General features: G+C 68.0%; 18 protein-coding genes. 5 read left to right on the top strand and 13 right to left on the bottom strand.

Going from position 1 to position 19,907, the window contains the following annotated elements:
- Window positions 1–46 precede the first annotated feature (46 nt).
- Complete coding sequence (locus ACSBPQ_RS00380; RefSeq protein WP_442683119.1) at window positions 47–436, top strand: RidA family protein; 390 nt, start codon at window positions 47–49, stop codon at window positions 434–436.
- A gap of 124 nt (window positions 437–560) precedes the next feature.
- On the opposite strand, the gene ACSBPQ_RS00375 is transcribed toward ACSBPQ_RS00380, so the two are convergent.
- The 12 genes from ACSBPQ_RS00375 to ACSBPQ_RS00320 all read right to left on the bottom strand — a co-directional run bounded on the left by ACSBPQ_RS00375 (window position 561) and on the right by ACSBPQ_RS00320 (window position 14,175).
- Entirely contained in the window at window positions 561–3,725 is a 3,165-nt protein-coding gene (locus tag ACSBPQ_RS00375) for an efflux RND transporter permease subunit (RefSeq protein WP_442683118.1), read from the bottom strand.
- Window positions 3,726–3,757: 32 nt separating this feature from the next.
- Window positions 3,758–4,726 (bottom strand): efflux RND transporter periplasmic adaptor subunit, encoded by a 969-nt coding sequence (locus ACSBPQ_RS00370; RefSeq protein WP_442683117.1) that lies wholly within the window; start codon window positions 4,724–4,726, stop codon window positions 3,758–3,760.
- Window positions 4,723–6,000, bottom strand: coding sequence for a TolC family protein (locus ACSBPQ_RS00365; protein ID WP_442683116.1), 1,278 nt, complete (start codon window positions 5,998–6,000; stop codon window positions 4,723–4,725). Before ACSBPQ_RS00365 ends, ACSBPQ_RS00370 begins: the two co-directional genes overlap by 4 nt.
- Window positions 6,001–6,052: 52 nt before the next feature.
- Complete coding sequence (locus tag ACSBPQ_RS00360; protein WP_442683115.1) at window positions 6,053–6,436, bottom strand: hypothetical protein; 384 nt, start codon at window positions 6,434–6,436, stop codon at window positions 6,053–6,055.
- Window positions 6,437–6,577: 141 nt separating this feature from the next.
- Window positions 6,578–8,368: a DUF885 domain-containing protein gene (locus ACSBPQ_RS00355; protein WP_442683114.1), complete on the bottom strand. Its 1,791-nt coding sequence runs from the start codon at window positions 8,366–8,368 to the stop codon at window positions 6,578–6,580.
- Window positions 8,369–8,449: 81 nt separating this feature from the next.
- Window positions 8,450–8,782 (bottom strand): lipid-A-disaccharide synthase N-terminal domain-containing protein, encoded by a 333-nt coding sequence (locus tag ACSBPQ_RS00350; RefSeq protein WP_442683113.1) that lies wholly within the window; start codon window positions 8,780–8,782, stop codon window positions 8,450–8,452.
- Between the two features lie 2 nt (window positions 8,783–8,784).
- Complete coding sequence (locus ACSBPQ_RS00345) at window positions 8,785–9,507, bottom strand: glycosyltransferase family 2 protein (RefSeq protein ID WP_442683112.1); 723 nt, start codon at window positions 9,505–9,507, stop codon at window positions 8,785–8,787.
- Between the two features lie 310 nt (window positions 9,508–9,817).
- Window positions 9,818–10,783: an SDR family NAD(P)-dependent oxidoreductase gene (locus ACSBPQ_RS00340; protein WP_442683111.1), complete on the bottom strand. Its 966-nt coding sequence runs from the start codon at window positions 10,781–10,783 to the stop codon at window positions 9,818–9,820.
- Between the two features lie 195 nt (window positions 10,784–10,978).
- Window positions 10,979–11,893: a ParB/RepB/Spo0J family partition protein gene (locus ACSBPQ_RS00335; protein WP_442683110.1), complete on the bottom strand. Its 915-nt coding sequence runs from the start codon at window positions 11,891–11,893 to the stop codon at window positions 10,979–10,981.
- Window positions 11,893–12,690 carry a ParA family protein gene (locus tag ACSBPQ_RS00330; RefSeq protein ID WP_442683109.1) on the bottom strand — a complete coding sequence of 266 codons (798 nt, stop codon included), beginning with the start codon at window positions 12,688–12,690 and terminating at the stop codon, window positions 11,893–11,895. The genes ACSBPQ_RS00335 and ACSBPQ_RS00330 overlap by 1 nt, the downstream gene beginning before the upstream one ends.
- Before the next feature lie 147 nt (window positions 12,691–12,837).
- Window positions 12,838–13,479 (bottom strand): 16S rRNA (guanine(527)-N(7))-methyltransferase RsmG, encoded by a 642-nt coding sequence (rsmG, locus tag ACSBPQ_RS00325; RefSeq protein ID WP_442683108.1) that lies wholly within the window; start codon window positions 13,477–13,479, stop codon window positions 12,838–12,840.
- Window positions 13,480–13,584: 105 nt separating this feature from the next.
- Window positions 13,585–14,175 carry a 4'-phosphopantetheinyl transferase family protein gene (locus tag ACSBPQ_RS00320; protein ID WP_442683107.1) on the bottom strand — a complete coding sequence of 197 codons (591 nt, stop codon included), beginning with the start codon at window positions 14,173–14,175 and terminating at the stop codon, window positions 13,585–13,587.
- A gap of 105 nt (window positions 14,176–14,280) precedes the next feature.
- Between ACSBPQ_RS00320 and ACSBPQ_RS00315 the strand changes: the two genes are divergently transcribed.
- Window positions 14,281–14,535 (top strand): GlsB/YeaQ/YmgE family stress response membrane protein, encoded by a 255-nt coding sequence (locus ACSBPQ_RS00315; RefSeq protein ID WP_442683106.1) that lies wholly within the window; start codon window positions 14,281–14,283, stop codon window positions 14,533–14,535.
- 104 nt (window positions 14,536–14,639) lie between these two features.
- Here ACSBPQ_RS00315 and xth read toward each other — a convergent pair whose 3' ends face one another.
- Window positions 14,640–15,407, bottom strand: a complete 768-nt coding sequence (xth, locus tag ACSBPQ_RS00310) for an exodeoxyribonuclease III (RefSeq protein WP_442683105.1) — start codon at window positions 15,405–15,407, stop codon at window positions 14,640–14,642.
- 142 nt (window positions 15,408–15,549) lie between these two features.
- On the opposite strand from xth, the gene ACSBPQ_RS00305 reads away from it, so the two are divergent.
- From ACSBPQ_RS00305 to ACSBPQ_RS00295, 3 genes are all read left to right on the top strand, one after another.
- Window positions 15,550–16,407: an HpcH/HpaI aldolase/citrate lyase family protein gene (locus tag ACSBPQ_RS00305; RefSeq protein ID WP_442683104.1), complete on the top strand. Its 858-nt coding sequence runs from the start codon at window positions 15,550–15,552 to the stop codon at window positions 16,405–16,407.
- A gap of 87 nt (window positions 16,408–16,494) precedes the next feature.
- Entirely contained in the window at window positions 16,495–18,942 is a 2,448-nt protein-coding gene (locus ACSBPQ_RS00300; protein ID WP_442683103.1) for a sodium:solute symporter family transporter, read from the top strand.
- An 82-nt stretch (window positions 18,943–19,024) separates the two neighbouring features.
- Window positions 19,025–19,894 carry a LysR family transcriptional regulator gene (locus ACSBPQ_RS00295; RefSeq protein WP_442683102.1) on the top strand — a complete coding sequence of 290 codons (870 nt, stop codon included), beginning with the start codon at window positions 19,025–19,027 and terminating at the stop codon, window positions 19,892–19,894.
- The last annotated feature ends 13 nt before the right edge of the window (window positions 19,895–19,907 follow it).

The following is a 19,907-nucleotide window of genomic DNA, read 5'->3' as shown; positions in this document are numbered from 1 at the left end:
GCTGATGCCGGCGCACCCCGTGCCGGATTTTTCTGGAAACCCCGTGATGAGCGTACGCGATGTTGTTTTTCCCCCCGGCCGCCAGGCGCTGTACGAGCGCAACCGTTACTCGCCGGCGGTGCGCAGCAACGGCTTTCTGTTCGTGTCCGGGCAGGTCGGCAGCCGCGAGGATGGTTCGCCCGAGCCGGATTTCGATGCGCAGGTGCGGCGCGCCTTCGACAATCTCAATGCGGTGCTGGGCGCCGCCGGCTGCACGTTCGCCGATGTGGTGGATGTGACCGTGTTTCTGGTCGACCCGGAAAAGAACTTCGAAAAGGCCTGGGCGATCGTGCCCGAGTACTGGGGCGCGGCGCCGTACCCGACGCTGACCGGCATCGGTGTGAGCTGGCTGTACGGGTTCCAGTTCGAGATCAAGGTGATCGCCCGACTGCCGTGAGCTGCCCGCCCGCACCGGTGCCCGGGCCGGGCGCTGGCGCAAGGATGCCGTGGGCTGCGAGCCCAGAGTGCGCAGCCCCTCCCCGCGCAGACGGAAGAGGGGCTAGAGGGCAATGCGTGGGCGGTCACTCCCTGCGATGCAGCCAGCGGTACAGCACCGGCAGCAACAGCAAGGTCAGCAGGGTCGAGGAGACGATGCCGCCGATCACCACCGTAGCCAGCGGCCGCTGCACTTCCGAGCCGGCACCGACGTTGAAGGCCATCGGCACGAAGCCCAGCGAGGCCACCAGCGCGGTCATCAGCACCGGCCGCAAGCGGCCCAGCGCGCCTTCACGCACCGCCACGTCCAGCGAGCGGCCCTGTTCGCGCAGGTGGCGCACGAAGCTGATCATCACCAGTCCGTTGAGTACCGCCACGCCGGACAGGGCGATGAAGCCGACACCGGCGGAGATCGACAACGGGATGCCGCGCGCGGCCAGCGCCAGCACGCCGCCGGTCAGCGCCAGCGGCACGCCACTGAACACGATGGCCGCATCGCGGGCCGAGCCGAACGCCCAGAACAGCAGCGCGAAGATCAGCAGCAGCGTCACCGGCACCACCACTGCCAGGCGCTGGCTGGCCGAAATCAGCTGTTCGAAGCTGCCGCCGTACTCCACCCAGTAGCCGGCGGGCACCGGCACCTGGCTGTCGATCACCTGCCGCAGTTCGCTGACGAAACCACCCAGATCGCGATCGCGCACATTGGCGGTGACGACGATGCGGCGCTTGCCGTTGTCGCGGTTGATCTGGTTCGGGCCTTCGCTGCTTTCGATCCTCGCCAGTTCCCGCAGCGGCACGGTGCGCGCATCGCCGCTGCGCCAGCTGCCGGTGCGGCTGGCCTCATCGGCGTTCTGCTGCGACAGCGCCGGCTCCAGCGATACCGGCAGGTCGGCCAGCGCCGCCGGGTCCTGGCGCAGGGCTTCGGGCAGGCGCACGACGATGTCGAAACGGCGGTCGCCCTCGAACAGTTGCCCGGCCACCCGTCCGCCCACCGCGGTGGCAACGGTGGACTGCAACTGCCCCGGGTTGAGGCCGTAACCGGCCAGCGCGCGGCGGTCGGGGGTGATGGTCAACAGCGGCAGGCCGCTGGTTTCCTCCAGCCGCACATCGGCCGCACCGGGCACCCCGGAAACCGCGCTGACGATGCGCTGGCCCACCTGCGCCAGGGTGTCCATGTCATCGCCGAACACCATCACCGCCACATCCGCACGCACGCCGGAGATCAGCTCGTTCATGCGCATCTGGATCGGCTGGGTGAATTCGTAGTTGTTGCCGGGCAGTTCCTCCACCGCTTCTTCCAGCTCGGCCAGCAGCTGCGTGCGCGGCTTGCGCGGATCCGACCACTGCTTGCGCGGCTTCATCATGATGAAGGTGTCGGCCACCGACGGCGGCATCGGGTCGGCGGCCACTTCCGCGGTGCCGATCTTGGAGAACACGGTGTCCACCTCGGCAAACTGCAGCAGGCGCGATTCCACCTGTTTCTGCATGGCCACCGACTGGCTGAGGCTGGTGCCGGGGATACGCATGGCATGCATCGCCACATCGCCCTCATCGAGGTTGGGCACGAATTCGCTACCCAGCCGGGTGGCCAGCACGCCGCAGCCCAGCACCAGCACCAGGGCGGCGCCGAACACCCAGCGGCCGTGCCGCAGCGCCCGCTCCAGCAGCGGCGCATAGCGCGCACGCAGCCACGCCATCAGCCGGTTTTCCTTCTCCTCCACGCGCTCGCCAAGGAACAGCGCGATCGCCGCCGGCACGAAGGTCAGCGCCAGCAGCATCGCGCCGGTCAGCGCCAGCACCACGGTGATCGCCATCGGGTGGAACATTTTTCCTTCCACGCCGGTGAGCGCGAAGATCGGCAGGTATACCGCGGCGATGATGCCCAGCCCGAACAGGCTCGGGCGGATCACCTCGGCGGTGGCGCTGGCGGTCTCGTCGAAGCGCTCCTCGAGCGTCATCGCCCGCCCCAGCACGTGGGTGCGTTCGCCGAAGCGGCGCAGGCAGTTCTCGATGATGATCACCGCGCCATCGACAATCAGGCCGAAGTCCAGCGCGCCCAGGCTCATCAGGTTGGCCGAGACGCCACCACGGGCCATACCGGTGAGGGTGAACAGCATCGCCAGCGGGATAACCGCCGCGGTGATCAGCGCCGCACGGAAGTTGCCCAGCAGCAGGAACAGCACCACGATCACCAGCAGCGCGCCTTCGAGCAGGTTCTTGGCGACGGTATGGATGGTGCGGTCGACCAGCGCGGTGCGGTCGTAGCTGGCGGTGACGGTGACGCCTTCCGGCAGGCTGCGTTGCGCCTGCTCCAGCCTGGCGGCAGCGGCCTGCGCCACCTGCCGGCTGTTGGCGCCGACCAGCATCACCACCGTGCCCATCACCACCTCGTGGCCGTTCTGGGTGGCGGCACCACTGCGCAGCTCCGGACCCTCACCCACCTGCGCCACGTCATGCACATGGATCGGCACGCCTTCGCGGCGCGCCATGACGATGCCGCCGATCTCCTCCAGCCCGGCCACTTGGCCCGGCACCCGCACCAGGAACTGCTGGCCGTTGCGCTCGATGTAGCCGGCACCGACGTTCTGGTTGTTGCTCCGCACCGCCTCGACGACATCGTCGAGGGTGAAACCCAGCGCGCGCAGCTTGGCCGGATCCGGGGTGATGTGGATCTGCCGCTGGTAGCCGCCGATGGTGTCGACCTCGGTGACACCGGGCACGTTGCGCAGCTGCGGCCGCACCACCCAGTCCTGCAGGGTGCGCAGGTCGGTGGCGGTATACGGCGTGCCATCGGCCTTGTGCGCGTCCGGGTCGGCATCGATGGTGTACATGAAGATCTCGCCCAGGCCGGTGGCGATCGGCCCCAGCTGCGGGTCCAGTCCGTCGGGCAATTGCGACTTCACCTGCTGCAGGCGTTCGGCCACCTGCTGGCGCGCGAAGTACAGGTCGGTGCCGTCCTTGAACACCACCGTCACCTGCGACAGGCCATAGCGCGACAGCGAGCGCACCTGTTCGAGTTCCGGCAGCCCGGCCATCACCGTTTCCACCGGCCAGGTGATGCGCTGCTCGGCTTCCAGCGGCGAATAGCCTTCGGCGCCGGTATTGATCTGCACCTGCACGTTGGTGATGTCGGGCGTGGCGTCGATCGACAGCCGCGTGAAGCTCCAGCTGCCGATGGCAACCAGCGCCAGGGTCAAGGCCATCATCAGCCAGCGATGGGCGATGGCGGCGCGGATGATGCGCTCAAGCATGGTGCGCCCTCCGCTGCGGCATGGAGGCGCGATCAATGTTCATGCGCGGCCCCCGCCTTGCCGATATCGGCCTTGATCACATAGCTCTGTTCGATGACGACCTGCTCGCCCACGCGCAGCCCGTCCTTCACTTCGACCTTGAGCGCATCGCGCGCACCCAGCTGCACCGGACGCGCGGCGTAGGTCTCACCCTCGCGCACGAACACCACGTCAACGCCGTCCATCGTCTGCAACGCGGTCAGCGGCACCACCACATCGGCCGGCTGCATCGCCACCACGATGCGCGCGCGCACCGCCGCACCGGGCCGCCACTGGCCATCGTCATTGCGCACCGTGGTACGCGCCACCGTGCTCTGGCTGGCGGTGGCGGTACCGGGCAACACCCGTTCCAGCGTGGCCGACTGGCTGGCGCCATCGGTCATGCGGGTGACGCTGACCGGTACGCCGGCGGTGATGTGCTGGGTGTCGGCACCGAAGATGTGCAGATCCACCCACAGTTCGGACAGATCGCCGATCTCGAACAGCGGCGCGCCCTCACCGGCCACCGCACCGACCTGCGCCTGCCGCGCCAGCACCACGCCGCTGATCGGCGCAGTGATGCTGTAGGTGCTCAGGCTGAGGTTGCTGTCGATGCTGGCCAGCGTCTGCCCGGCGCGCACGCGATCGCCGACGTTGGCGCGCAGGCTGCGGATCGGCCCGGGAAAGCGCGCCATCACCTGCGCCACGCGCCCGTCCATCGGCGTCAGCAGGCCCTGCACCTCATGCTCGTCGGCAATCACCCCGGCCGCGGCGGCGGCACTGACGATGCCGGACTGTGCCGCCATCGCCGCGGTGATGACGGTGCTGTCGACCTCCTCCGCATGTTCGTCGTCATCATGGCCGTGGTCCTCCTGCCCGGCGCTGGCGTCCTGCCTGGGCGCGGCCGCATCCGGATTGCCATTACAGGCGCCCAGCATCAGACCCAGCAGCACGGAAACGGCAACGGAAAAGGAACGGTTCATGCGGCGTTCTCCACGGCAACGGCGGCGTCTTCACTGACCAGCGACTGGCCGGTGAGACGCTGGATTTCGATCAGGGCGGTCTGCGCAGCGATGGCCGCATCCAGTTGCCGCTGGCGGGCTTCGATACGCATCGCCTGCAGCTGCGCCCACTCCATGTAGCTGGCGGCACCTGCGCGCCACGCGCGCTCGGCGGCGCGTTCGGCCTTGCCCAGTTGCGGCAGCACATCACGGGTCATGCGCTGCACTTCCAGCCGCGCCCCGCGGTAACGGCCATGCGCTTCGGCCAAAGTTGCAAACAGCTGCTGCTGGCGGGCCTGGCGCTGGTACGGCAGCAGGGCCAGATCGGCCTGCGCCTGGCGGATTTCCGGTGCGGCGCGGCGGGCGCTGCCCAGAGGAATGCTGAAGCCGCCGACCAGCGAGGTCGTGTTGTCGGCGCGGTTGTTGCGCACACCCGCCTGCCAGCTCCAGTCCGGGCGGGCGGCGGTGCGCGCCAGCTGCAACTGTGCCTCGCGGATGCGCTGCTCGCCCAGCAGTTCGGCCAGTTCCGGGGCGCGCTGCAACTTGGTTGTCAACACTGCCAGGTCGGCCAGCGCCGGCAGGTGCAGCGGATCGCCACTGACCGCGCCGAACGCCGGTTCACGCGCCCCCCACAGCGCCGCCAGTGCGCGCCGGGCGGCATCGCCCTGCTCGATGGCGCGATCGCGATCCAGCTCCGCCTGCGCCTGCATCGCTTGCGCGGTGAACAGCACCGATTCCGGCGAAGCCCCGGCTTGCAGCCGCAGCCGCGCCGCACTTACCGCACGCTGGCGCTGTTCGATATCGGCCAGCGCGATCTGCAGCACCGCCTGCGCCTGCGCCACGGCGAGATAGCGGCGCGCTGTTTCGGCCAGCAGGTCCAGCCGTGCGGTGGCGCGTTGCGGCGCCAGTGCATCGATATTGGCCTGTGCCAGCAGCCGCCGCGCATCGAGCTTGTCGCCACGCTCCAGCACGCCGGACAGGCTGACCGTGGCCTCGGCTTCACGCACACCGCGCGCGGCGCCGTTGCCGAGCAGGTTTTCCAGCTCCACGCCCAATTGCACGGGCGGGCGCAGTCCGGCAGCGTCACGGCGCGCCTCCAGCACCGGCCGTCGGGCGTCGATCAGACGCAGTTCGGGGTGATCAAGGGCGACGCGGGCGATGGCCTCGTCCAGCGTCAGAACAACCGGCGCCGGCTGCTGCGCATGCACGCGCGGCACCAGCGCGAAGACGGAAATCGCCGCCAGGCGCATCCACATGGGATTCTCCAGATAGCAGGTCAGGCGCGGCCAATGGCCACGGGCCGGGACGTCAGGCGGCTATCGGAGGGCGGAACAGGCTGTTGGCCGGCTGTACCGGCAGCTGCGGCGTCATCGCCAGCGGTCGCGGTGGCGACGGCGGCAGTGGCAGAACCCACGGCGCTGCGACCAGCGGCAGCATGCTGCCGTGGCCATGGCAGTCGACGCTGTGCACCAGCGCATGCAGCAGGGCATTGGCGCTGTCTTCGTCCGAAGGCGGGATTTCCAGCGTCGCGTCATCGTGCGCATGCACATCGCCACGGATGTCGGCATGGCCGAGCATATGGATGTCGGTCAGCGCCGATGCCAGCGAGGTGCCGAACGTCCCCAGGCCGACCAGCACCAGCATCAGCAGGCGCAACAGGTGCAGGCGACGGTGGCGGCGGGCGCAGGGCATCGGCGCAGCCTAGCCGTGGCCGCGACTGTTACACAATCGCTGCGCTGAACGTGCAGTCATAAAAGCGGGCCGATTGCCGTGGATGCAGGCTGCACCGCCGTGGATGGGCTGCGTCCGCCACGGTGCGCCATGCCGGTGCCGTCAGCCAGCCTGCTTGCGCTCGGCGATGAAGGCGTGGATCTGCTGCTCCAGCACCGGCAGCGGCACCGAGCCCTGCCTGAGCACCGCATCGTTGAAGGCCTTCAGGTCGAACTTCCCGCCCAGTTCCTTCTCGGCCAGCGCGCGCAGCTTGACGATGGTGATCTCGCCAAGCTTGTAGCTCAGCGCCTGCGCCGGCCAGGAGATGTAGCGGTCGACCTCGGTGGTCACCTCATGCTCGCTCAGCGCGGTGTGGTCGCGCAGATAGGCGATGGCGCGCTCGCGGCTCCAGCCGTAGTGGTGCACGCCGGTGTCGATGACCAGCCGCGCAGCACGCCACATCTCATAGGTGAGGCGGCCGAAATCCTCGTACGGGGTTTCATAGATGCCCATGTCGACGCCGAGCTTCTCGGTATACAGGCCCCAGCCCTCGCCATAGGCGGAGATGTAGTTGTTGCGGCGGAATTCGGGCTGCTCGCCCTGCTCGGCGGCCAGTGCGCCCTGCAGCGCGTGGCCCGGATCGGATTCATGCAGGGTCAGCGCCGGCAGGTTGTACAGCGGCCGCGCCGGCAGGTTGTAGGTGTTGACCCAGTAGGTGCCCATACCACCACGACCGGCGGTCCAGAACGGGGCGATGTCGTCCGGCACCGGCACGATGGTGAAACGCGCGCGCGGCAGGGTCACGAACTTGCCGATCACCGCGTCCACCCGCTTGGAGATCCACGCCGCCCGCCACAGCAGTTCTTCCGGGGTCTTGGCGTAGAACTGCGGGTCGGTGCGCAGGAATTCGAGGAAATCGGCGAAGCGGGTTTCGGCGCTGTTGCCCTCGAAACCGAGCGTGTCGATGATCGTGTTCATTTCCTGCTGGATGCGTTTGACCTCGCTCAGCCCCACCGCATGGATCTGCTGCGGGCTCATGTCCAGCGTGGTGTATTGGCGGATCTGCTGGCGGTAGAACGCCTTGCCGCCGGGCATTTTCTCCGCGGCCAGCGTGGTGCGCGCCTGCGGCACGTATTCCTCGCGGAAGAACGCCAGCAGTGTGGCGAAGGCCGGGATCACGCTGTCGCTGATCGCCTGGCGCGCCTCGGCCTGCAGCTTCTGCTGCTCCTCGGCGGGGATGCCGGCCGGCATCTTCTTCAGCGGCGCGTACAGCGGCGAGGCGGTCGGATCCTGCAGCCCGGCCACGGCCGAGATCGAACCGTCGCGGCCTTCCAGCACCGCACGCGGCACGCTGAAACCGCGTGCCAGCCCGGCGCGCATGTTCTCGGTCTGCTGGCCGAAGTAGCGCGGCACATCGTTCAGCCGCGCGATGTAGTTGCGGTAGTCCTGCGCGGTCTTCATCTCGCGGCGGGCCATGAAGCCCAGATTCGACCAGAACGAGGAGTCCGAATTGAACGGCATCTCGTAGGCGCGCAGGCGTACCTCGTCGGCGAGGTTCTGGACCTGGTATTCGTAGATGGCGTAGTTGATGCGGTTCTCGGCCGACAGCGTGGCCGGGTCGATCGCCTCCAGCTGTGCCAACACGTCCTCCCACACCTTCAGCCGTGCCTGCTGCGCGGCCGCGCCGACATCCGGCAGGCGCGTGGCACTGGCCGGCGCGTCGGCGTCCTCGCTGGCCTCGCCGCCACCGGCCTGGCGCCACGCCCATTCCTTTTCATAGATCGCCTTGAACCGGTCATCGGCACTGTGCGCGGCCAGGCTGGCCGGTACCGTGGACTTGGCCGGGGCGGCCGCAACGGCGCCGGCGGGCAGGGTCAGGGCCAACAGCAGGGCGAGGGAGAGCGAGGTTTTCACGGGCAGCGGTTCCGGCGATTGCGAGCCCCGATCATCGCACCGCCGGTCCGGCTCCGGCATGGTTCGAAAGTCCTGTCCGCGTCAGTCGCCGGCCTTGTCGCGCTTCCAGCCACGGTGGCGGATATCCAGGCGCAGGCTGTACAGCGCGGTGAAGGTGGGGAACAGGTTGCCCAGGATGCCCACCGCGTCGTTCTTGCCGAAGATGAAGTAGCTCAGCGTCATCAGGCTGCCGAAGATGCTCATGTACCAGAACAGGCGCGGGATCACCGGCTTGCCCTGGCGCTTGCTGGCGATGAACTGCACCAGCCAGCGGCCGCCGAACATCAGGGTGCCGGTCAGGCCGATCAGTTTCCACGGCGACATGTGCACGCCGGTCCATTCCAGCCAGGGCAGCGGCTGGTTCATGAAGTCCATGCTCAGAGCTCCTCCACCGCCGTGCGCCGGGAGCGGGTGATCAGCCACGCCACGCCGCGCAGGTCGCGGATGCCGACCAGCGCGCGGCCGAGGTTGTTGTACTTGGACACACCGGCGGTGCGGTGGCGGTGGTTGACCGGCACGCTCTGCGTCTGCCAGCCGGCGCGCTGCATCAGTGCCGGCAGGTAACGGTGCATGTGGTCGAAATACGGCAGGTCGAGGAACGCCTCACGCTCGAACAGCTTGATGCCGCAGCCGGTGTCGGGCGTGTCATCGCGCAGCAGCCGCGCGCGGATGGCATTGGCCCACTTGCTGGCCCAGCGCTTGGAGCCGGAATCCTGGCGGTTCACGCGCCAGCCGGCGAACAGCTTCACCCCGGGCGCGGCGGCGGCACGTGCGGCCAGCAGCTTGGGGATGTCGGCCGGGTCGTTCTGGCCGTCACCGTCGAGTGTGGCGATCCACGGCGCGCGCGCGGCCTTGGCGCCGGTGCGTACCGCCGTGCTCTGCCCGCTCTGGCTGACATGGTGCAGCACCCGCAGTTCCGGGGTGGCCGCCTTCAGCGCCTGCAGCACCGGCAGGGTGTCGTCGCGCGAATGGTCGTCGACGTAGATGATCTCGAAGGGCAGCTGCCCGCGCAGCGCGGCGGTGATCTCGGCAACCAGCGGGGCGACGTTGTCGCGTTCATTGAAGACGGGAACAATCACTGAAAGCATGGGTTGGCTCATCGCAGGGTCCGTTCAGTGGTGCGTATTAAGGAAACACAATAGGCATTTTCCGTGTCCCCGCTTACTGGAGCGTGAAATCAGGCGCGCGAACCGCTGCTGCCGGTTTTTGCCGCAGTACGCCCGGCTGCCCGCGCCCATTCATCCCCGTCACCGCCTGCCGCTCCCCGGAGCGACCATCGGCATACGTGTGCTGGCCGATGACACAAGGCGGAAACGGCGGACGCGCACGATAGCGACGCCGATGTCGGAAACATGTCCGAAATCTGCCACCGGGCCGCCGCGATTGCCAGCCGCCGCAGTGCCGGAGGGTTCAGCCGGTGGGGCCGAAATAGTCCCGGCACCACGCCACCACCGGGGGCAGGCCCACCTCGATGGGCGTGACCGGCTCGTAACCGAAGGCGGCCCTGGCCCGCGAGGTATCGGCCATGGTCTGCACCATATCGCCGGGCTGCATCGGTTTGTAGACCTTCTGCGCCGGACGCCCGGCAGCCGCGGCGATCACGTCGATGAAGTGCTCCAGCTCCACCGGCGTGTGGTTGCCGAGGTTGAACAGCTGGTGCGGCTTGGCCTCGGCCGACGGATGCGACAGCGCGCCGAGAATACCGGCGACGATGTCGGAAACATGGGTGAAGTCGCGCCGCATCCGGCCGTGGTTGAAGACCTCGATGCTGCGCCCGGCCAGCACTGCGCGGGCGAACAGCAGCGGTGCCATGTCCGGTCGGCCCCACGGCCCGTACACGGTGAAAAAGCGCAGGCCGGTGGCACGCAGGCCGTACAGCTGCGCGTAGGTATGGGCCATCAGCTCGTTGGCGGCCTTGGTCGCCGCGTACAGCGAGCGCGGCTGGTCCACGCGCTGGTCCTCGGAGAACGGCGGCGTGGCCGAATCGCCATAGACCGAACTGCTGGAGGCGTAGACGAGATGCTGCACGCCACGGTGGCGGCACAGTTCCAGCAGGTTGACGAAGCCGACCAGGTTGCTCTGCACGTAGGCGTGCGGATTCTCCAGCGAATAGCGCACCCCGGCCTGCGCGGCCAGATGGATCACCCGGCTGGGCTGCACCTCATCGAACAGCGCGGCCAGTCCGTCGCGGTCGGTGAGGTCGAGCACGCGGATATCGACCTGCGGGCACAGCGCCTTGACGCGGTCGTGCTTGAGCTGCGGGTCGTAGTAGTCGTTGAAGTTGTCCAGCCCGACCACCCGCTCGCCGCGTGCGGCCAGCGCCTGGCAGGTGTAGGCACCGATGAAACCGGCCGCGCCGGTGACCAGAATCGTCATGGGCTCACGCATTCCCCGGCCCGGAAGGCCTCCGGTCCAGTGCGGCAATCCGGCTGCATTGCCGTTCGCGCGGACGCTGCCACGAAGGCGGCCGACATACTGCTGGCAGGCATCGCGCCCGCTTCCCGAAGGCGCGGGCGCTGCCCGGCCACGCTGGAATCCGGGGCAACGGGCATGGCGCGGTCACGCAAGGACTCAGCCCTGCTGGCGGCTGCGCAGCCGTTCCAGCACGCCCTCGAGCGTGTCCAGATCGGTGTAGTGGATCACCAGCTTGCCCTTGCCGCCGCGGCCGTGGCTGATCGCCACCTTGGTGCCGAGGGATTCGGACAGTTCGGTTTCCAGCGAGGCGATATCGGCCTGCGGCGTGGTCGCGGCCGGCTTGGCCTTGCGCGTACCGGGCACCTTGCCGGCGGCGAACTGCTGCGCGCGATACTCCACCTCGCGCACCGACCAGCCCTCGTCGGCCGCTTCCTGCGCCAGCTTGGTGGCCAGTTCCGGCGCCAGCGTCAGCAGCGCGCGGGCATGACCCATTTCCAGCCGGCGGCTTTCCAGCAGCACGCGCACGCCGATGGGCAGGTCGATCAGCCGCAGCAGGTTGGACACCGAGGCACGCGAGCGGCCGACCGCCTGCGCCGCCTCGGCGTGGGTCAGCGAGAACTCGCTGACCAGCCGCGCCAGCGCTTCGGCTTCTTCCAGCGGATTGAGATCCTCGCGCTGGATGTTCTCGATCAGCGCCATCGCGATGACGGTGCGGTCTTCCAGCTCGCGCACCACCGCCGGCACTTCGTCCAGCCCGGCCAGCCGCGAGGCGCGCCAGCGGCGTTCACCGGCGATGATCTCGTAGTTGCCGCCCTCGACCTGTCGCACCAGGATCGGCTGGATGACGCCTTGCGCGCGGATCGAATCGGCCAGTTCGGCCAGCTTGGCCTCGTCCATGTCGCGACGCGGCTGGTACTTGCCCGGCTGCAGCGCATCGATGGGCAGCTTGCGCAGCACTTCACCGGGTTGCGGCTCGGCCACCGCGGCCACGGAGACCGGCGACATCGCGCCCTTCGGGCCCAGCAATGCATCCAGGCCGCGGCCCAGTCCGCGCTTCTTCGCCGTTGCCATCAAATCGCCTCCACGGCCCGCACGGCCTGCTTGCGTTCGTTGTGGCGGCGGATGATCTCGCCCGCCAACCCCAGATAGGCCACGCCACCACGCGAGTTGCGGTCATAGCCGAGGATGCTCTGGCCGTGGCTGGGCGCCTCGGCCAGGCGCACATTGCGCGGCACGATGGTGCGGAACACGCGGTCACCGAAGTATTCGGTCAGCTGCGCCGATACCGCGTTGGCCAGGTTGTTGCGCACGTCGAACATGGTGCGCAGCACGCCTTCGATCTCCAGCGCCGGGTTCAGGTTGACCTTCAGCGCGTCGATGGTCTCCACCAGCGCGCTCAGGCCTTCCAGCGCGTAGTACTCGCACTGCATCGGCACGATCACCGAATCGGCGGCGGCCAGCGCGTTGAGGGTGAGCAGCGACAACGCCGGCGGGCAATCGATCAGGATGTAGTCGTATTCGTCGCGGATCGGCGCCAGCGCGCGCTTGAGGCGCTGCTCGCGACCCTCCTGCTCCATCAGCTGGATCTCGGCGGCGGTCAGGTCGATGTTGCCGGGCAGCAGGTCATAGCCTTCCGGTGCACGCACCCGCACCTCGACGGCGCTGTTCTCGCCGAGCAGCAGGTCACAGGTGGAGGCGGCGACCTCACGCTTGTCCACGCCGCTGCCCATGGTGGCGTTGCCCTGCGCGTCAAGATCGACCAGCAGCACGCGCTTGGGAGCGGCGGCAAGGGACGCCGCCAGGTTGACAGCCGTAGTGGTCTTGCCGACGCCGCCTTTCTGGTTGGCGATGGCGATGATGCGAGCCATGCAGGAGAGCCTCGTTGGCGGAGTGGGACTGGGCATTATGGGGGCAGCGGCGCGCGGGCGGAAATCGGCGCCCCGGTGCGGACCGCGCGGGAAACGGAAAACCGGTGACGGGAAGCGGCTCGCGCCCGTGCAAAACCGCGGTAAACCTCAGGCCCGGCGCCCGACCACCACCAGATGGCGGTCGCCGACCAGCCCGGGCACCTGCAGCGGGCGTACCTCGCGGACCTCCCAGTCCGGGGGCAGCTGGGCGATTTCCTCATGCGGATGCACACCTTTCATCGCCAGCAGCTGCCCGCCCGGGCGCAGCAGATGTCCGCCGACGCGGATGATGCCGGCCAGCGTGTCCATCGCGCGCGCGGTCAGGTTGTCGAACGCTCCCGGCTCGTCCAGCGCCTCGGCCCGCGATTCGGCCACCCGTGCATTGTCCAGCCCCAGCTGGCGCACGGCTTCGCGCAGGAAGCGGGCCTTCTTGCCGTTGCTTTCCACCAGCGTGACCTGCAGCTGCGGATGGGCGATGGCCAGCGGAATGCCGGGCAGGCCGGGGCCGGTGCCCAGGTCGGCCAGTCGCCCCGAATCCACATGCGCGGCCATGGCCAGCGAGTCGAGCAGGTGGCGGGTGACCATTTCGCGCGGATCGCGGATGGCGGTGAGGTTGTAGGTGCGGTTCCAGCGCACCAGCAGCGCCAGATAGGCCAGCAGCGGCGGGGCCAGGGCGGCGTCCAGGCCCATGGCCTGCAACCCGTGCTGCAACTCGGACGCCACGTCGGGCGGAAGGGAGGTGTCATTCATGGCGGGATTATCGCAAAGGGCAGAAGTGGATGAGGCGGAGTGAGGCGCAGGAAGACGCGGGAGCGCGTGGCTTCTATCCACGTCGCACTCCGCTTCACTCACGGCTCAAAACGGGTACCACGCCAGCGCCGCGCGGAATCCCGGCGCGGCCTGCCACTCGTGCAGCTGCCAGCGCGCCGCCTCGCCCAGCCCCGGATCGCACCACACCAGCTGCAGCACACCGGCCGCATCCGGGGCGAAACACAGCTTCTCCAGGCCGAAGGAAATGCCGTGGCCATGCGCCTTCAGCAGCGCCTCCTTCGCGCACCAGACGCGGAAAAACCAGGCTTCGCAGGCGGCATCGTCCAGCGCATCCAGCCAACGGACTTCATCGGCATGGAAAAACCGGCGGACCACCTCGCGCATCTGCCGGCGTGGGCGCTGCTGCTCCAGATCCACGCCCAGCCGCGCGCCCTCGCCCAGCGCCACCAGCAGATGGCCCTTGCTGTGGCTCCAGCCGGTACCGTAATGGTCCAGCGCACCGATCAGCCAGGGCCGGTTGCGCTCGTCGCGGGTCAACGGCAGTGCCTGCGGCGTGTAGCCCAGCTCGGCCGCCAGCAGCTCGCGCGCCTGCGGTTCACCACGCGCGCCCGGCGTGTGCGGCAGCAGCCACACCCGCACCGGATCAAAACGCCAGCACGGCACCTGCGCAGTCATCAGGCCAGACCTGGCCGGGGCCGAGTCGACAGTGCTTTCACAAGGCTGCGTGTTGACTGCAGCAGTCGCACCGGCAGCGGTGCTTTTTGGCAGGGAGATTGCGATATGGGCATCATCATCTGGTTGATCGTCGGAGGCGTCGTCGGCTGGTTGGCCAGTCTCATCATGCGACGTGACGCGCAGCAGGGCATCATCCTCAACATCGTGGTCGGCATTATCGGCGCCATGATCGCCGGCTTCCTGTTCAGTGGTGGCAGCATCAACGCGGCCATCACCCTGCGCTCGTTCCTGCTGTCACTGGTCGGTGCCGTCGTACTGCTGGCCATCGTCAACCTGTTCACCCGCAAGAGCGTGCGCTGACCCCCGCTGCGGCGTGCTGATCGACAAGGCCCGGCGGATTCCGTCGGGCCTTGTCCGTTTCTGCCGGCAGAGCACACATCGTTGCCGTGCTCCGCCAGGCCCGCTCAGCCCAGTTGCACCCAGGCCGGCGCATGATCGCTGGGCCGCTCCCAGGTACGGGGTTCGCGGTCGATACCCGAGGCCACCGCACGCGGCTTGAGTGCGTCGGACACCAGGGTCAGGTCGATGCGCAGGCCCAGGTCGCGACGGAAACCGGCGGCACGGTAATCCCACCAGCTGAAGATGCCCCCTTCCCCGCTGTGCAGGCGGAAGGCATCGTGCAGGCCCAGGTCGAGCAGCTTCTGCAACGCGGCGCGTTCGGCGGTGGAGGTGAGGATGTGGTCCTCGTTCCACACCACCGGATCATGCACGTCGCGCGCATCCGGGGCGATGTTGAAATCGCCCATCACCACCAGCTGCGGATGCTTCTGCAGCTCGGCGGCAACCCATTCATGCACCGCCTCGAGCCAGCGCAGCTTGTAGGCGTACTTGTCGGTGCCCACGTCCTGCCCATTGACCACATACAGGTTGATGATGCGCACCCCGTCGACGGTGCCGGCGATCACCCGCTTCTGCTCGTCCTCGAAGCCGGGAATGCCGATCTGCACGTCCTCGATGGGGCTGCGCGCCAGCAGCGCCACGCCGTTGTAGGTCTTCTGCCCGGCGAACACGTTGCGGTAGCCCAGCTCCAGCAACCGGGTATCCGGGAACTTGTGGTCTTCCTGCTTGGTTTCCTGCAGGCCGACCACGTCGGGGACAAAGTCGGCCAGCCACTGTTCCAGATGCGGCAGGCGGACGTTGAGCGAATTGACGTTCCACGAAGCGATTTTCATGCGGCGATTCTAAGCCCTGGACATCGGCCCGGGCCGGCCGCGTACCCGGCACAAGATACAAAAGCCACCCCGTGAATGTCCCGAAAGACACTTTTTTACACTTCCTGATTCTGCAGACTGCGATGGTTGATGAGGGGAAGTCATGCGTAGCAAGCTGTTCGTACCCGGCGCCCGCCCGGAACTGTTCGACAAAGCACTGGCCGGCGCTGCCGACGCGCTGTCCTTCGACCTGGAGGACTCGGTGCCCGAGGCCGGCAAGCAGGCGGCGCGCGAACAGGTGGCTGCGTTTCTGGCCCGCAGCGATGTTGTCGAGGCCGGCAAACTGTTGATCGTGCGTACCAACGGCACCGACAGCCCGCACTTTGGCGCCGATCTGGACGCGGTGGCGCTGCCGGCGCTGGGCCTGCTCAACCTGCCCAAGATCGAATCGGTGTCGCAGCTGCTGGGCGCCATCGCCCGGCTGGAGCAAGCCGAGGCCGGCAATGGCGTGACCAGCCCGCTGGACCTGCTGATCAACATCGAAACCCCCAGGGGTCTGCGCGCGGCCGCCGAACTGGCCGCCGCGCATCCGCGCGTGGCCGGGCTGCAGCTGGGCCTGGGCGACCTGTTCGCCCCCAATGGCATCGTCCGCACTGCCGCCAATGTCCATGCCGTGTTGTTCGCGCTGAAAATGGCGGCCGCCGAGGCCGGCGTGTTCGCCTGCGACGGCGCGTGGCCGGATGTCGGCGATGACGCCGGCTTCCGCAGCGAGGCGCAGGTGGCACAGGCGCTGGGTTTCATCGGCAAGAGCTGTATCCATCCGCGCCAGGTCGGGCTGGCCAATGACATCTTCAGCCTGCCGCCGGCGATGATCGAAGAAGCGCGCCGGATAGTCGCCGCCGCCGCGCAGGCCAGCCAACTGGGGCGTGGCGCCTTCCTGTTTGAAGGGCGGATGATCGACCTGCCGTTCCTGCGCCGGGCCGAAGCCATTGTGGCCGCCAGCCGCGTGGGCGCGGCCTGAGCCGTGAGTCACCCGCACACTCCTTTCTCTTTTCTCTACCGCGTGACGGCCAGCACCTGCCCCGTCCGCCTTTCAGCAGGTTCCTCCATGTCCAAGCCCGCGCTGCCCAGCCTCGCTTCCACCCTGCTGCAGCGCTGCGCCGGCAGTCTGCGCCTGATTGTCGCCACCGCCCTGCTTGCAGCCAGCGGTGCCGTCACAGCCGAAAGCCTGAACACGGTGCAGTCGGGCACGTTGCCGGCGCTGCCGGCGGAAGCGTCAGCGCCCGCCCTGCTCAACATCGAAGGCCGCACCCTCGCCTTCAGCGGCAACACCGCCTGGGCGCTGGGCAACGACAACAAACACTGGGAAGCGCTGAGCGGCGAGGTGAACGCCCCCGGCATGAAGCTGCAAGGTGGCGTCAACGGCGGCGGGCGCAGCTGGTTGCTGCAGGGCCCCGACAGCAGCACCACGCTGCTGCTGCCGCTGCGGCTGCAGAACCACACGCTGGTCGCCGGCGAAGCGCTGCCCTTGCCGGTGGCGCTGAGCGCCGCCCACGCCACCGTGTTCAACAATGCGCTGTACGTCACCGGCAACGATGCTGCCGGCATCACCCACCTGTATCGTCAGAGCATCACCGCGACCGGCAACCACTGGCAGCGTCAGGCGGCATGGCCGCAAAGCGGCGTTCCCAGCGCCTTGCAGGCACAAAAAGGCGCGCTGTACGCCACGCTGGGCACCCTTGGAAGCGATGACCAGCTGTGGCGCTGGACCCCGGAAAACGATTGGCAGGCGATGCCCGCACCGGAAGGCCGGATCGTGCCGGGCTCGATGCGGGCACTGGGCCAGGCGCACCTGTTGATGCTGGTCGAACGCGGCGCCGGTGACATCCGGGCGCGTACCTTCCACACCATCACCAGCGCCTGGACCACCCTGGACAGTGGCCACATCGACCACGCCCAGGCCGTCGCCACCTGGGGCAACGGCCTGCTGTGGGCAGTGCCGGCGGCGCAGGGCAGCGCCCTGCACTACGTCGAAATACAGGGCAACAAGCATCTGCTGCACTGGCTCGACTGGCTGGTGATCGCGGTCTATCTGGCAGCCATGCTCGGCATCGGCGCGTATTTCTACTTCCGCGAAAAGCACGGCAACACCTCGGACTTCTTTGTCGGCGGACGCAGCATCCCGTTCTGGGCGGCCGGCATCAGCCTGTATGCCACCAACACCAGCTCGATCAGCTTCATCGCCATCCCGGCCAAGGCGTTCGAGACCAACTGGCAGTACATGACCAACAACCTGATCGCGGTGGCGGGCCTGGTGTTCGTGGCGATCTGGATCGTGCCGTTGCTGCGCCGGTTGAACCTGATGAGCGTGTTCTCCTATCTGGAAACGCGCTTCCACCCGGCCATCCGCATGATTGCCAGCGGCCTGTGCATCGTCATGCAGATCGGCAGCCGGATGAGCGTGATCCTGTTCCTGCCGGCGCTGGCCATTTCCACCATCACCGGCGTGGATGTGGTCTGGTCGATCCTGGTGATGGGCGTGTTCACCATCATCTACACCACGATGGGCGGCATGAAGGCGGTGATCTGGACCGACTTCGTGCAGGTGTTCGTGATGTTCGGCGGCGCGCTGTTCGCCATCGGCTTCATCGTCCAGCAGATCCACGGTGGCGTGCCGGAGTTCATGGCCACGGCGATGAGCGAGAACAAGACCCAGCTGTTCGATTTCAGCTTCGACCTGACCAAGGCCACGGTGTGGGGCTTCATCTTCCTGGTGGTATTCGACGTGGTGCTGACCTTCCCCAAGGACCAGGTGCTGATGCAGCGGGTGCTGTCGACCAAGTCGGACAAGGAGGCCGGGCGCTCGATCTGGACCTTCGCGGCGATGATGATCCCCGGCGGCTTCGTGTTCTATGGCATCGGCACCGCGCTGTGGGTGTACTACAAGAACAACCCGGAACGACTCAACCCGCTGCTGCCGATCGACGCCACCTTCCCGCTGTTCATCGCCGCCGAGCTGCCGATGGGCGTGACCGGGCTGATCATCGCCGGCATCTTTGCCGCGGCGATGTCGACGCTGTCGAGCATCATCAACAGCGTCTCCACGCTGGCCTCGGTGGACTTCTACGAGAAGCTGAAGAAGAACCCGACACCCAAGCAGAGCGTGCGCTTTGCCGAATGGATCGGCGTGGCCGTGGGCGTGACCGGCATCGGCATCGCGCTGGTGATGAGCCGCTACGACATCCACTCCCTGTTCGATGTCTCCATCGAACTGGCCGGCCTGCTCGGCGGCGGTTTTGCCGGTGCCTACACGCTGGGCATGTTCACCCGCCGCGCCAACGCCCAAGGTGTGGCGATCGGCGTGGCCGGCAGCATCCTGATCACCATGATCTGCTGGTCGATGGATCTGGTGCATCCGTACTTCTATCTGGCCATCTCGATCCTGCTGTGCATCGTGATCGGCTATGTGGCCAGCCTGTTCTTTCCGGCACCGGCCAATTCTCTGGCAGGATTGACCATCCACCGCGATGCGCCGGGCGAGGCCGCATCATCGTGACCGGCTGCTGTCAGCGGACATTGCACGCATCGCCCTGCGACACCGGTCGGGGCGACGTGCCTGCGGCCCGGGAGGCAAGTTCGTGGAAACCCAGTTCCTGAATACCTTCGTGACGGTCGTGGACCGGGGCTCGATGGCCGCGGCGGCACGTTCGTTGCACATCACCCCGGCCGCCGTCGCCCAACAGATCCGCACACTGGAACGCGAACTGGGAGCACCACTGATCGCCCGCGCCGGGCGCACGGTCAGCGTCACTGAAGAGGGCGCGCGCATCCTGCAGCGTGCCCGCGACCTGCTGCGCGACGTCGCCAACCTGCGCAGCGTGGCCAACGAGAACGAACTGGCGGGCGAACTGCGCTTGGGCGCCTGCCCGACCGCGCTGGCCGGGCTGCTGCCCGACATCCTGTCGCGGATGGTGGCCAAGTTCCCGGAGATCAACGTCTTCATCAAGCCCGGCTATTCGGCCGACCTGTACCGGGCGGTGGAGGCCGGCGATCTGGACGCGGCGATGGTGCTGCAGGCACCGTTCGCGCTGCCCAAGACCTGCAACTGGCAGCTGCTGCGCGAGGAACCGCTGGTGGTGCTGGCGCCGGCGCATCTGGCCGGCAGCGACCCGCATCAACTGCTGCGCGAGCAGCCGCTGATCCGCTACGACCGCCACGAATGGGGCGGACGCCAGGCCGACGAATACCTGCGCCAGGCCGGGATCGTGCCGCGCGAGCGCTTCGAGCTCAACGCGCTCAACGCGATCGCGGTGATGGTCGATCGCGGCCTCGGCGTGTCGCTGGTGCCCGACTGGGCCAAGCCCTGGCCGGAGGGCCTGGATGTGGTGCGCATCGCCTTGCCGGAGCCCGGCGAACCCCGCCGCATCGGCCTGGCCTGGTCACGCTCCTCGGTACGTATCCGCCTGGTCAATGTATTGCTGGAAGAAAGCCGCGCGGCCCTGGGCTGAGCCCGGCGCCGAC

Origin of the sequence: Stenotrophomonas sp. JC08, from assembly GCF_052180205.1 — a bacterium.
Lineage (GTDB): Bacteria > Pseudomonadota > Gammaproteobacteria > Xanthomonadales > Xanthomonadaceae > Stenotrophomonas.
This window is presented reverse-complemented; position numbering and strand designations above follow the sequence as displayed.

Bases quoted from the DNA above. Each gene is read 5' to 3' on its own strand.
- ACSBPQ_RS00380 (WP_442683119.1), top strand. From the start codon at position 47: ATGAGCGTACGCGATGTTGTTTTTCCCCCCGGCCGCCAGGCGCTGTAC.
- rsmG (WP_442683108.1), bottom strand. From the start codon at position 13,479: ATGAATGACACCTCCCTTCCGCCCGACGTGGCGTCCGAGTTGCAGCAC.
- ACSBPQ_RS00320 (WP_442683107.1), bottom strand. From the start codon at position 14,175: ATGACTGCGCAGGTGCCGTGCTGGCGTTTTGATCCGGTGCGGGTGTGG.
- ACSBPQ_RS00305 (WP_442683104.1), top strand. From the start codon at position 15,550: ATGCGTAGCAAGCTGTTCGTACCCGGCGCCCGCCCGGAACTGTTCGAC.
- ACSBPQ_RS00365 (WP_442683116.1), bottom strand. From the start codon at position 6,000: ATGTGGATGCGCCTGGCGGCGATTTCCGTCTTCGCGCTGGTGCCGCGC.
- ACSBPQ_RS00375 (WP_442683118.1), bottom strand. From the start codon at position 3,725: ATGCTTGAGCGCATCATCCGCGCCGCCATCGCCCATCGCTGGCTGATG.
- ACSBPQ_RS00345 (WP_442683112.1), bottom strand. From the start codon at position 9,507: ATGAGCCAACCCATGCTTTCAGTGATTGTTCCCGTCTTCAATGAACGC.
- ACSBPQ_RS00340 (WP_442683111.1), bottom strand. From the start codon at position 10,783: ATGACGATTCTGGTCACCGGCGCGGCCGGTTTCATCGGTGCCTACACC.
- ACSBPQ_RS00300 (WP_442683103.1), top strand. From the start codon at position 16,495: ATGTCCAAGCCCGCGCTGCCCAGCCTCGCTTCCACCCTGCTGCAGCGC.
- ACSBPQ_RS00315 (WP_442683106.1), top strand. From the start codon at position 14,281: ATGGGCATCATCATCTGGTTGATCGTCGGAGGCGTCGTCGGCTGGTTG.
- xth (WP_442683105.1), bottom strand. From the start codon at position 15,407: ATGAAAATCGCTTCGTGGAACGTCAATTCGCTCAACGTCCGCCTGCCG.
- ACSBPQ_RS00330 (WP_442683109.1), bottom strand. From the start codon at position 12,690: ATGGCTCGCATCATCGCCATCGCCAACCAGAAAGGCGGCGTCGGCAAG.
- ACSBPQ_RS00360 (WP_442683115.1), bottom strand. From the start codon at position 6,436: ATGCCCTGCGCCCGCCGCCACCGTCGCCTGCACCTGTTGCGCCTGCTG.
- ACSBPQ_RS00350 (WP_442683113.1), bottom strand. From the start codon at position 8,782: ATGGACTTCATGAACCAGCCGCTGCCCTGGCTGGAATGGACCGGCGTG.
- ACSBPQ_RS00370 (WP_442683117.1), bottom strand. From the start codon at position 4,726: ATGAACCGTTCCTTTTCCGTTGCCGTTTCCGTGCTGCTGGGTCTGATG.
- ACSBPQ_RS00335 (WP_442683110.1), bottom strand. From the start codon at position 11,893: ATGGCAACGGCGAAGAAGCGCGGACTGGGCCGCGGCCTGGATGCATTG.